This window comes from Acidobacteriota bacterium, assembly GCA_039030395.1.
In the GTDB taxonomy this organism is placed as follows: Bacteria; Acidobacteriota; Thermoanaerobaculia; order Multivoradales; family JBCCEF01; genus JBCCEF01.
Genome location: JBCCEF010000002.1, coordinates 314,301 through 326,765, shown reverse-complemented (window position 1 = coordinate 326,765; position 12,465 = coordinate 314,301). Strand labels below are relative to the sequence as shown.

The window sequence follows — 12,465 nt, the reverse complement described above, 5'->3', positions numbered from 1 at the left end:
CAAGGTCGAGCGGTCTCTAGCAGGGTACTGAACTGCTCATCAGCAGCCTGCGACCAAGCCCGGAGGGCGAGGCGGCGGCAAAACCGCCGAGGACGGGGTGAGAGCGAAAAGCCTGAGCTTTTCGGGTGAGGGGGCGCCTAGCCCCCTGATGAATAACAGCTAGCAGCGAAGCTGAGATCATTGTCGAAGACATTCTTCAGCGAGCTGCTAGCCGCCGACTTCTAGCACCAGGGGAATCACTCCGCAGCGCACTTCGTCGCCGGCCTTGATCTCCGCCGGCACGCCCTTGACCAGCCGGTTGGCGTTGACGAAGGTGCCGTTCATGGTGCCAATCTCCTCGGACAGGTAGAGGGTGTCCCCGCGGCGGTAGATCTTGGCGTGGCGGCGGCTGATCGAGCGCTGGGTGTCGATGGGCGACAGATCGATGTCCGGGAAGATGCCGGTGACCGGATCCTTGCGGCCGATCATCGTCTCGGAACCGCTGCTTAGCGGGAACTTCATACCGGACTCTTCGTGGCGCAGGGTTTCGCTGGTGGAAGCGGCGACGGCGGCTTCCGGGGCGGGGATCTCCGGCGACGGGGTGCTTTCGTCGGTACCCATGATCTCCCGCAGCATGGTGTCCGTCTCGCGCAGCCGGCGGGACAGCTTGCGCATCATCCGCACGCCGATCTCGGGATTGTCCTTGAGCATCTGATCGAAGGTCGAGCTGTCAATCTGCAGCAGGCGGGTGTCCGCCAGGGTGCGGGCGGAGGCGTTGCGCGGCAGGTCTTCGAGCACCGCCATCTCGCCGAAGAAGTCACCCTTTTCGAGCACCGCCGCCTGGCGGTCTTCGCCGCCCAGGCGCTGGAGGATCTCCACCTTGCCTTCCTGGATGATGTACATGTGGGTACCCAATTCACCTTCGGTGAAGACGAAGGATCCCTTGGCGAACTCCGCCTGGAACTGACTTTGTGCCGCCTTGTTGCTGGTGGTTTTGAACTTCGCCTTGGTCATCGCATTCAAGCCTCGAACAACTCCATTCGGCCCGCCGCCATCTCCAGGCGCGCCTGCAATCCCATGGGAAGGGTCCGGTTGGGCGCTTGGTGCCCACATTCCAGCCCCCAAAACACCGGCCAGGGAAACCCTTTCACGGCCTCCTCCAATCGGCACCTCCAGCGCTCGGAAGCGCTGCCGTCGGAGCAGGTGAGATGGCCGATGACCATGGCGCGGAGATCGCTCAGGCTACCGGAGAGCCGCAGATGGGTCAACATTCGGTCGAGGCGATAGAGCGGCTCGTCGATGTCCTCCCAAAAGAGAATCCGGCCCCTTAGGGAAGGGAAATACGGCGTGCCGAGGAGCGCCGTCAGCATCGAAAGGCAGCCTCCCACCAGCGGACCCTCGGTCATCTCCTCCGCCGGCTCGCCGCCTGCGGAGGCCAGGGGCACGAGAAACGGGCCGCGGCCGGCCAGCGCGTCGAGCAGCGAGATGCGTTCCATCTTCGTCAAGCCGCGGGCCAGATCCGCCGCCACCATCGGGCCGTGAAAGGTCACCCAGCCGAAGCGTTCGACGATCTGCCAGAGCAGCGGCGTGAGGTCCGAGTAACCGATGAAGGCCCGCGGCTCGCTGCCGAGCAGATCCCAGTCGATTCTCGGCAGCAGGCGCATCAAGCCGTAGCCGCCGCGCACGAAGAAGACGGCCTTGATCTCCGGATTCCGCAGCAGTTGGTGGAAGGACTCCAGGCGGTGGCCGTCATTGCCGGCGAACAGGCCGGAGCGATCGAAGGCGTTGGCCGCCACCACCGGCTCGAAGCCGAGATCGCGAAGAGCCGCCAGGCCCGCTTCCAGCCGAACCGGGTCGGCCGGGCCGGAAAGGGCGGCGACGCCAACCTTGTCGCCGGGCAGAACCGGCGGCGGCAAGCGGGCGATGGGAACGTTTCTCATGAGAGCCCCTTGTCAGCAAGGCAGAGTGCGAGACTTTCTTCGTACTCTGCACCCGAGCCCGAAGGGCGAAGCGGCGCCAGAGGCGCCGTGGACGGGGTGAGCCGCCTGCGCGGCCCGGCAAAGAATCGCACTTGTTGCGGCGAGGGGGCGGACCGCGTGCGGGCGCCCAGCCCCTCTGAAAAACCGAGCCGGAGAGGCCGTGTAAGCCGAATCCTGTTCTCCGCCGAAGCGGAGCGGCGGTCATTCATCTGGGACCGGCGTTGCCGCCGGTCTCGAGCAACCTACCCGGGAGCTGGCCTCGCTCGCGCGAAGACGGGACGGACGGCCCGTGAACCGCTCCCCTATTTGGTCTTGCTCCGCATGGGGTTTGCCGTGCCTCACACCGTCGCCGGTGGAGCGGTGCGCTCTTACCGCACCCTTTCACCCTTACCGCGCACCCGGGAGGTGCGCGGCGGTCTACTCTCTGCTGCACTTTCCGTCGCGTCGCCGCGCCTCGCCGTTAGCGAGCATGCTGTCCGTGGGAGTTCGGACTTTCCTCCAGGCTCCGAGGAGCCCGGCGACCACCCGAGCCTCTCCGACTCGGCGCCAGATTATCAGCATTCAAGCAGAGCGCTGAATTCCACGACCGAACTCGGAGAGCGAGGCGGCGGCGTAAGACGCCGTGGATGGGGTGAGCCCGGAAACGTTCCGTTTTCGGGCGAGGGGGCGCCCAGCCCCCCGCAAATGAGCAGCCAGGAGGCGTGCTGAAATCATCGGCGAAGCCGATCTCCAGCACCCTACTGGCTCTGAGGCTTGCGGAGAAGACGTGAGAGGAAAGACTTGACCCCTCCGCCACCACCGGTGACGGCAGCCTTGGCCGGTGCCCGCAGAGCTTCGATGCGCGCCAGGCCGGCCTCCGCCTCGGGATCTCCCGGGGTGCGCCGTAGGGCGGCGCCGAACTGTAACCGGGCCTGCTCAAACTGCCCCATGCGCTCGTGTACCCGGCCCAGGGCGTTCCACACGGCGGCCTCGTCGGAGCCCATCTCGATCGCTCGCCGATAGCTCTCGGCCGCTCGGCGCAGCCAGTTGGGGTTTTGCTCCTGGGACTCCGCCAGGGCCAGGTAGTACTCCCCCTTGGGATCCGCCTGCACCGCCTGCTGCAGCAGCTCGACGGCGAAGTGATACTCCTCGTTCGCCAGCATGCTCTTGCCCTGCCGAAAGTAGCTGACCGCCAGGCGCTGGGACTCCCCTTCGCGCTGGTGACGATTGGGAGAAGGGTCGAGGGAGATTCCGAGGTGGGTGTTGTAGCGGCTGCGCCGGGACGGGTCGTTCAGGGTCAGGTAGGCGTCCGTCGCGCGCTCGAAGAGGAGCCACAGGGCCTCCTCCCGGCCTTCCAGATGGAGCCCCTCGGCATGGCTCGGATGGACCAACCGGGCCACCCGGTCGTAGGCGTCGTGGATGTCTTCGTCCTTGGCTTCCTGACCGATGCCGAACAGCTCGTAGTGGGTCATACCGCCGGAGTCCGCCAGCAGATCCCGTAGCCGCGCTCGGTGTTCGCTGGAGTCGAGGTCCACCGGCCGCGCGGCGAGATCGCGGCCGACCCGGTCGGCCAAGCTCTTGAGGACGTCCACCGGCACCGGTTGTGTGCCCTGGGATACCGGTGAGCGGGTGCCGCCCCGCACCAGGCCGATGGCCTTGAGGCGACCGAGGCGGCGCAGCGTCTCGGTGGCGTCGTCCGCCGCTTCGGTCACCAGCGGGCCCAGCTCCACCGGCTTCGTCAGACGCTTGAGCAGGGCCAAATCGTCCGGCGACAGCAGCGGGGCGAGAGCCTCCGGCGGCGACGCCGACACGGCCCGAAAAGGGTTTCCGCCGCCGCCGAGCTGTTCCAACAGGTCATCGTGGGAGAGGTCCATCACCGCCCACTCCATCAGCAGGGCGGCGGTCGGGAAGGGGCCGACGAGATCCGGCGGCAGCAGGTGGTTGCCCTCGAAGAAAGCGTACTCCGAGGCTTCCCAACCGTGCAGCAGGTGAGCGACCCGCTCCATTAGCGAAGCGACCTCCGAGCGCAGCTCCTCCGAATCGCCGGTGCTGCCGATCGGCAGGTGCGGCGCCAAGCGCCGGGCAAGGGCGTTCACCTGCGGCAGGTGCAGCTCGCCGTCGGCGAAGAACAGCCGGCGTTTGGGCTGCGCTTCGCCGCCCGGACCGGTGGCCTCGGCCTCGATTTCGATCAGGCCGCTGCGGCGGCTCTGGTAGATACCGCGGACCGCTTCGATGATCGGCACCTGGCGCTTGAGGGGGTGATCGGAGTTCATGCTAAACCTTGCCTTTGAAAGATGTTGCGCCGACTCTATCAGGGCGCGGGGGCATCGTCCGCCAGGGCGGTAGAGATGCGCCCGGCCAGCTTCTTTCCCACCAACGCGGCCAACTCGTCGGCCGGCGCGGCGGCCACCCCCGCCAGGCTGCCGAAGCGGGTGAGGAGTTGCCTACGGCGCTTGGGGCCAACGCCGGGGATCTCTTCCAGGCGGCTTGCCAGGGTGCGCCGGGAGCGCCGGTTGCGGTGGCGCGACAGAGCGAAGCGATGGGCTTCGTCGCGCACTCGCTGGAGCAGCAGGAGACCGGGGTCCGAGCGGTCGAGGCGCAGCGGCGCCGGCTGGGCCGGCAGGTAGACCTCTTCCTCTCGCTTGGCCAGGGCGGCGATGGGGGTCTCTTCCACCCCCAACTCGGCGAGCGCCTCGAGGGCGCCGTTGAGCTGCCCACGGCCGCCGTCGATCAGCACCAGATCGGGCATCTCGCCCACTTCTTCCAGGCGCCGCCGGTAGCGCCGAGACACCGCCTGGCGGATAGAGCGCACGTCGTCGTTGGCGCGGTCGCGCGGCCGGGGAGCCGCTCCGGGCTCGTCCTCCGGCCGGATGTTGAAGGAGCGGTAGTCCTTCTTGAGGATCCTCCCCTCCTCCCACACCACCACCGAGGCGACGGTCTCACCGCCCTGGAAATGCGAGATGTCGAAGCCCTCGATGCGGCGCGGCGCCTCCGGTAGCCGCAGATGCTTGCCGAGGGCCATCGCGCCGGCGGCAGCCTGCCCCTCGCGGAACCGCCGCCGGTGGGCCAGGCGGGCGTTGCGCATCGCAAGGGCCACCCGCTCGGCCTTCGGGCCGCGGGCCGGCACCCGCAGATACACCCGCTGGCCCTTGCGCTCGCCGAGCCACGCCACCAGCGCTTCCTCGCCCTCGATCACCAGCGGGAGGTGGACCTCCTTAGGGATGAAGGTGGTGCGGTCGTAGAGCTGCGGCAGCACTTCGTCCAGCAGACGCTCCGGAGCGATGGAGCCAACCCCTTCCCAGAAGAGTTCACGCCGGTCGAGCACCTGGCCGCCGCGCATCACCAGCACCACCACGGCGGCGTTGCCGCCGGCCAGGTAGATGCCGAAGACATCGACGTCCTCGCCGGCGACGGAGGACAGTTTGCGGCGCTGGCCGATCGCCTCGATCTCCGCCAGGGTGTCCCGCAGGCGCGCCGCCGTCTCGTAGTCGAGGGCCTCGGAGGCGTTCCACATGTCGCTCTTCAAGCGCTTGACCAGGGCGTTGTTGCGGCCGGCGAGGAACAACCGGGTCTGCTCGACGGCGGCGGCGTAAGCCTCCGCCGTGGTCAGCCCATCGACGCACGGCCCGAGGCAGCGCCTCATGCCGTGGTACAAGCACGGCCGCGCCAGTTTGCCGTCGATCTGGATGTGGCACACCCGCACCTGGAACAGCTTCTGGACCAGCTTGATCGCCTTGCGCGCCAGGCCGCCGGGCAGATAGGGGCCGAAGTAGTCGGCCCCGTCGTCGCGCACCCGGCGGGTGAAGGCGATCTTCGGGTAGTCGTGCTGCACGGTGACTTTAAGGTAGGGGTAGGTCTTGTCGTCCCGCAGCAGGACGTTGTAGCGCGGCTTGTTGCTCTTGATCCAGTTGTTCTCGATCAGCAGCGCTTCGGATTCCGAATCCGTCACCACGAACTCGAGATCCACCGCCTCGGCGGCCATTGCCGCCAGCCGCGGCTCCATCGGCCGCTGGTACGCCGGCACCCGCTTGCGCAGGGACTTGGCCTTGCCGACGTAGAGGGCACCACCGTCGGCCCCGCGGAAGATGTAGATCCCCGGTTGGTCAGGAAGTTGGGGAAGGCGGTCCGTCCAGGACATGGTGAACGCTAGCTGCCGTAGATCTGGAGTTCTTTGAGCTCCTTGACCTGATCCCTCAGCGCCGCCGCCTCCTCGAATTCGAGTTTTTTGGCGGCTTCCTTCATCGCTTTCTCCAAGCGGGCAATGCGCTTGGGCAGGGGCACTTCGTCACCCTCCGCCACCTCCGCCAGCAGCCGAGGATCCGGCGCGTAGGCGTCGAGGTTCGAGAGGGCCACCAGCGGGTTGTGGACGTCCTTGAGGATGGTCTTGGGCTCGATGCCGTGCTCGCTGTTGTAGGCCTGCTGCACTTCGCGCCGGCGGCGGCCTTCGTCGATCGCATGCTGCATCGACCGAGTGACCTGATCGGCATAGAAGATCACCCGCCCTTCGAGGTTGCGGGCGGCGCGGCCGGCGGTTTGGATCAGGGAGGTCTCGGAGCGCAGGAAGCCCTCCTTGTCCGCATCGAGAATCGCCACCAGCGCCACTTCCGGCAGGTCGAGGCCCTCGCGCAGCAGGTTGATACCGACCAGCACGTCGAACTCCCCGCGCCGCAGGGCGGTGACGATCTCGACCCGTTCCATGGTGTCGATGTCCGAGTGCATGTAGCGCACCCGCACCTGCAGCTCGGAGAAGTACTGGGTCAGTTCCTCCGCCATGCGCTTGGTGAGGGTGGTCACCAACACCCGCTCACCGCGCTCCGCCACCCGCCGCACCTCCGCCAAGAGGTCGTCCACCTGGCCGCGGGCGGGCCGCACTTCGATCGGCGGATCGAGCAGGCCCGTCGGCCGGATGAGCTGCTCCGCCACCACCCCTTCCACCCGCTCCAGCTCCCACGGCGCCGGCGTCGCCGACACGTAGATGCGCTGGCCCACCCGGTCGTCGAACTCCTCGACGGTGAGCGGGCGGTTGTCGCGCGCGCTCGGCAACCGGAAGCCGTGCGCCACCAGGGTTTCCTTGCGGCTGCGGTCGCCGTAGTACATGCCCCGCACCTGCGGCACCGTCTGATGGCTCTCGTCCACCACCAGCAGAAAATCCTCCGGGAAGTAGTCCAACAGGGTTGGCGGCGGCTCCCCGGGCTGCCGGCCGGAGAGATGGCGGGAGTAATTCTCGATGCCGTGGCAGTAGCCGATCTCGCGCAACATTTCGAGGTCGAAGCGGGTGCGCTGTTCGAGGCGCTGGAACTCCAGCAGTCGGTCCTGGTCCGACAACTCCGCCAGGCGTTCGGCCAACTCGAGCTGGATGCCGTCGATCGCCTTGAGCAGCCGCTCCTTGGGGGTGACGTAGTGGGTCTTGGGGAAGATCCCCACCTTCTCTACTTCCTGTAGGACGTCGCCGCGCAGCGGGTCGAAGCGGCTGATGCGCTCGATCTCGTCGCCGAAGTACTCCACCCGCACGCCGATCTCCTCGTAGGCCGGCTGGATCTCCAGCACGTCGCCGCGCACTCGAAATGAGCCGTGATAGAGGTCGAAGGGCGTGCGCTGGTACTGCATGCGCACCAGCTTTTCGAGCCCTTCTTCCATCCCCGCCTCGTCGCCAACCTCGAAAAAGTGCAGCATGCCGAAGAAGGTCTCCGGCGAGCCGAGGCCGTAGATGCACGATACGGACGCCACGATCAGCACGTCGCGACGCTCGAACAGCGACTTGGTGGCGCGCAGGCGCAAGCGGTCGATCTCCTCGTTGATGGAGGTTTCCTTCTCGATGTAGGTGTCTGACGCCGGTACATAGGCTTCCGGCTGGTAGTAGTCGTAGTAGGAGACGAAGTACTCGACGGCGTTGTTGGGGAAAAAGCTCCGGAACTCCTGAAAGAGCTGCGCCGCCAGGGTCTTGTTGTGGGACAGGATCAGGGTCGGCCGGTTGAGTTCCTCGATCACCTTCGCCATGGTGAAGGTCTTGCCGGATCCGGTGACCCCGAGGAGCACCTGCTCGCCGAGTCTGGACCGCACCCCCTGCACCAACTGCTCGATGGCCTGCGGCTGGTCGCCGCTGGGCGAGAAGGGCGAAACGAGTGCGAAACGATTCATCGGAGGGCTTGGAAACGGGCGCCCGGAGGGACGGCGCACCTCGGTCAGCATATCAGCGGAGGAGGCGGACCCGCCGCCATATGTCCGCCCGATTTACCACCTATAATCGCTCCATGGACGACTCCCCTTCCCCGGACTCCCGGACCCCGCCGGAAAGCACCGAAAACGCCTCGGCTTCACCGCAGGACGGCGCCGCGCCGGATCGCCCGGCCAGCGCCCGTAGCGTGGTGAAGCGCCCGATGCCTGAGGCGGCCAGCCGCAAGTGGCGCCTGCACTGGGGCATCCCCCTGGTCGTCGCCTCGATTCTGGGGGTGGTCGGCGGTCTCGCCTTCGCCGCCGCTATCGACGTACCGGAGGTCGAATCCGTCGCGGACTACCGGCCGAGCCTGATCACTCAGCTATGGGCCCGCGACGGCGAGCGCTTCGCCAGTTTCGCCCTGGAGCGCCGCATTCTGCTGGAAGAGGGCGAAGTGCCCGATCTGCTGCGCGACGCCGTGCTCGCCATCGAGGACGCCAACTTCCTGGAGCACGGCGGAGTGGACGCCATGGCGGTGGTTCGGGCGCAGATCTCGAATCTGCGGGCCGGCGAGATCGTTTCCGGCGCCGGCACCCTCACCATGCAGCTCGCGCGGCTGCTCTTCCTCAGCCGGGAACAGACCTGGAGCCGCAAGATCGAGGAGGCCTTCCTCGCCGTCGAGCTGGAGAAGAACTATTCGAAGGAGCAGATTCTCACTCTTTATCTCAACCTGGTGAATCTCGGCCACGGCAACTACGGCGTGGAAGCAGCGGCCCGCTACTTCTTCGGCAAGTCCGTCGACGATCTGACCCTGCCGGAAGCAGCCACCATCGCCGGCATCATTCAGTTACCGAGCCGCTACAGCCCCTACCGCCGGCCGGAACTGGTCGAACGGCGGCGCAACCGCGTCCTCGACCGCATGCTCGAAGAGGGTTTCATCGAGCCGGCAGCCCACCAGGCGGCGATCGCGGCGCCCCTCGAAGTGATCCAGCACCAGCGCGAGGAGCGCCTGGGGCCCTACTTCGCCGAGGAAGTACGGAAGTATCTGGAGGAGACCTACGGCAGCGATGCGGTGACCGGCGGCGGCCTGCAGGTCACCACCACCCTCGATCCAGCGGCGCAGCGCAGCGCCGAAAAAGCCACCCGCGAAGGCCTCATGCGCCTCGACCGGCGGAAGGGCTGGCGCGGCGCCATCGAAGAGGTAGCGGCGGCCGACGGCACCTTGCCGGACGACCTCGCCCTGCCCGCCTGGGAGGGCTTGGAGGAAGTGCCCGTCGACCGCTGGCTGCCGGGGGTGATCACCGCCATCGACCAGCGAACGGCCGAAGTGCGCATCGCCGGCGAGACCTTCACCCTCGGCCCGGAGGGCTACCGGTGGACCCGCAAGCGGGGACCACGGTCGCTATTCGACGTGGGGGACGTGGCCTGGTTCCGCCTGGCCGCTCCGGAAACCGACGACGAGCCAGGAGAAGGCGAAAGCCAGGAGGAGACCGCTCCGGTCTTGATGCTCGAACAGGAGCCGGAGATCGAGGCGGCGACGCTGGTGCTGGAGTCGGCCACCGGCGCCGTGCGGGCGATGGTCGGCGGTTGGGACTACGACCGCAACAAGTTCAACCGCGCCACACAGGCCAAGCGCCAAGTCGGATCCTCGTTCAAGCTGTTCGTTTTCGGCGCCGCTCTCGAGGCCGGCTTCACCGCCGCCGACACTTTGCTCGATGCCCCAACGGCTTTCCTCGGCGGCGACAACGAGCTGAGCTACAAGCCCCGCAACTACTACCGGGACTACCACGGCATCATCACCCTGCGGCGGGCGATGGAACTTTCCGCCAACATCACGGCGGTCAAACTGCAGGACATCGTGTCGGCGGCCAGCGTGATCGAGTTCGCGCGGCGATGCGGCGTGACCGGCGACCTACCGCCCTTCCCCAGCCTGGCCCTCGGGGTGGCGGAGATCACGCCCTTGGAGATGGCCGCTGCCTACGCTGCCGTCGCCAACCACGGCACCTGGGTGGAACCCTACTTGATCGAACGGGTGGAGACCGCCGACGGACGGGTGGAAGAACTGCACAGCGCCAGCACCGCCACGGCGATGGAGCCGCGGGTCGCGTACTTGCTGACCCAAATGCTGGAGGGGGTGGTCGACCGCGGCACCGCAAACCCCCTGCGCGACCTCGACCTCGACCTGGCCGGAAAGACCGGCACCACGGACGACTACACGGACGCCTGGTTCGTCGGATTCACGCCCCGCTACACCATCCTCACCTGGGTCGGGTACGACCGCAAGCGTTCCCTTGGCCGTGGAATGACCGGCGCCGAGGCGGCGGTGCCGATCTGGAAAGCCCTGGTCGAAAACGGCCTGGAGGACGGCTGGCTGCAGGACGGCGGCAATTTCACGATGCCCGCCGGCGTGACCTTCGAGGCCATCGAGTACTTCAGCGGCCTACTGCCCGGCCCGGGCGCCGAGCGGATGATCGAAGAGGCCTTCATCACCGGCACTGAACCGATCCGCGAGTACGACGCTCGCTGGCAGACGGTGATGGACCTTCCCTGGTACCAGCAAGAGCCTTTCTACCTGTACAAGGAAGGCGAGCGGGAACCGATCGGCTTCGACGACGAAGACGAGGAATCCACTGAGGAAGGTGCGGCCCTCGAAGAATCCTGACTTCCCTCGACCGGACTACGGCTCTGAATCTCCGATAGTTTCGGTTTTCTTGGTGCCGATCAGGGCGTAGTCCTGGGCGCCGAATAGCAGGTCGTCGAGCTGGTCGCGCAGCCGGTTGATGCGGTCCGCCAGGCGGCGCTGCTCCGGATCCAGTTCCGGCAGATCGATCTCCGGTAGCCGCTGCTCCTTGGGGAAGGGCCGCAGCTCCAGGTGTTCGACCTCGAAACCGGCCAGCTCGTAGCTCAGGCGTAGGCTTTCCGGATGCACCGGCCGCCGATGGGTGGGATCGAGCCAGAAGTTGCGCGCCGCCACCACCACCGACAGGGGGTTGGGAGTTTCCAGGATCAGCTTGCCGCCGGGCCGCAGCACCCGCCAGGCGGCGCGTACCAGGGCATCGAGGGACTCCGGATCGAGGTGTTCGACGACGTGAAAGCTGACCACCGCACCGAGGGACTCCGGATCCGCCGCGGCCAATGCCCCGAACAGGTCGCCCTCCTCCACCTCCAGACCTCGCTGGCGGCAGTGGGCGACCATCGCCGCGCTGCCGTCCACGCCGCGGGCCTCGACGCCCGCTTCCCCGAGCACCGCCAGCGCCTCCCCCCGACCGCAGCCGAGGTCGAGGACCGGTTGGTGGCCTGAGAGATGCGGCAGGTAGCGGGCCAAGCGGTCGCGGATCTCCTCCTCGGTGCCCCGGAATCGGCGCTCCAATTCCACATAGCCGTGCTCATCGATCACCCGGCGAAGGGCCGCCGCCGGACCGGCGGCGGTATTCCCGCCACCACCCTCGACGGGCGATCCCTCGAGGCTGGCGAGGGCGGAACCGAGAATCTCGCGCAGGTCCGACGCTTCGCGCCGGTAGCGATCGAGCTTCTGGTCGACCCGCGCAAAGAGCGCGTCGTTGTGCCGCATGGCATCGCTCACCGCCGCCGGGAAGGAACGCTCCAGGTGGTGCAGCCGCTCCTCGTGGCGCAGGCTCTGGCCGTGCTCTAAATGTTCCAGCAGGATGAGATTGAAGATCCGCTGGCGGTCCCAGAGGTCCGCCAGCGGCGCCCGGAAGAACGGACTGAAGAGTCTCTTGAGGGCGACGACCAGGCGCCCGATGGGACCGCGATGGCTTTCGATGGGGAATCGATGATCCCCACTCCAAAGCCATCGCCAGTCCGAGAGATCCCGCGTCGGTTCGCCCCGGAAGCGGTCGATGGCGACCCCTTCGGTGCGAACCGGATCCTCGGAGATCCCGGTTCCGGCGGTCACCGGCTACTCTTCGGGGATGACCGTGACGACGATTTCGGCGACCACTTCCGTGTGCAGGTCCACCGTCACCTTGTGGTCACCCAGGGTCTTGATGGCGCCGCCGTCAACGTTGATCCGGCGGCGGTTCACCTCGAAGCCCTTCTCCTCGAGCATCGCGCCGATGTCGCTGGTGGTGACGGAACCGTAAAGGGTTTCCGTTTCACCCACCCGCTTGGCGATCTCCAGCCGGATCTCGCTGAGCTGCGCCGCGATGGCCGCCGCCTCGTCCCGCTCCTGGGCGTGGCGGGCGTCGATCTTGGCCTTTTGTTCCTGGAAATACTTCAGGTTTCCGGGGGTCGCCTCGAGGGCGACACCGCGCGGCAGGAGAAAGTTCCGGGCGTAGCCGGGCTTCACCGAGACGATGTCGCCGCGGATTCCCAGGTTACGCCGGTCGCTGAGCAGAATGACATCCATGCCGT

Annotated in this window: 8 protein-coding genes and 1 other RNA gene; 1 reads left to right on the top strand and 8 read right to left on the bottom strand. The window is 67.2% G+C overall.

The window, feature by feature from the left end:
* Positions 1 to 207 precede the first annotated feature (207 nt).
* The 6 genes from AAF481_03715 to uvrB all read right to left on the bottom strand — a co-directional run bounded on the left by AAF481_03715 (position 208) and on the right by uvrB (position 8,075).
* Complete coding sequence (locus AAF481_03715; protein ID MEM7480259.1) at positions 208 to 993, bottom strand: cyclic nucleotide-binding domain-containing protein; 786 nt, start codon at positions 991 to 993, stop codon at positions 208 to 210.
* A gap of 5 nt (positions 994 to 998) precedes the next feature.
* Positions 999 to 1,919 carry an LD-carboxypeptidase gene (locus tag AAF481_03710; protein MEM7480258.1) on the bottom strand — a complete coding sequence of 307 codons (921 nt, stop codon included), beginning with the start codon at positions 1,917 to 1,919 and terminating at the stop codon, positions 999 to 1,001.
* Between the two features lie 186 nt (positions 1,920 to 2,105).
* Positions 2,106 to 2,495: RNase P RNA component class A (gene rnpB, locus AAF481_03705), an RNA gene on the bottom strand.
* Positions 2,496 to 2,695: 200 nt separating this feature from the next.
* Positions 2,696 to 4,210 (bottom strand): tetratricopeptide repeat protein, encoded by a 1,515-nt coding sequence (locus AAF481_03700; protein MEM7480257.1) that lies wholly within the window; start codon positions 4,208 to 4,210, stop codon positions 2,696 to 2,698.
* Between the two features lie 38 nt (positions 4,211 to 4,248).
* Positions 4,249 to 6,075, bottom strand: coding sequence for an excinuclease ABC subunit UvrC (uvrC, locus tag AAF481_03695; protein MEM7480256.1), 1,827 nt, complete (start codon positions 6,073 to 6,075; stop codon positions 4,249 to 4,251).
* An 8-nt stretch (positions 6,076 to 6,083) separates the two neighbouring features.
* Entirely contained in the window at positions 6,084 to 8,075 is a 1,992-nt protein-coding gene (uvrB, locus tag AAF481_03690) for an excinuclease ABC subunit UvrB (GenBank protein MEM7480255.1), read from the bottom strand.
* Between the two features lie 80 nt (positions 8,076 to 8,155).
* On the opposite strand from uvrB, the gene AAF481_03685 reads away from it, so the two are divergent.
* A complete protein-coding gene (locus AAF481_03685; protein MEM7480254.1) occupies positions 8,156 to 10,753 on the top strand; it encodes a PBP1A family penicillin-binding protein in 2,598 nt (865 codons plus the stop codon).
* Positions 10,754 to 10,768: 15 nt separating this feature from the next.
* On the opposite strand, the gene AAF481_03680 is transcribed toward AAF481_03685, so the two are convergent.
* Complete coding sequence (locus AAF481_03680) at positions 10,769 to 12,007, bottom strand: methyltransferase domain-containing protein (GenBank protein ID MEM7480253.1); 1,239 nt, start codon at positions 12,005 to 12,007, stop codon at positions 10,769 to 10,771.
* A 3-nt stretch (positions 12,008 to 12,010) separates the two neighbouring features.
* Complete coding sequence (rplI, locus tag AAF481_03675; GenBank protein ID MEM7480252.1) at positions 12,011 to 12,460, bottom strand: 50S ribosomal protein L9; 450 nt, start codon at positions 12,458 to 12,460, stop codon at positions 12,011 to 12,013.
* Positions 12,461 to 12,465: the final 5 nt, after the last annotated feature.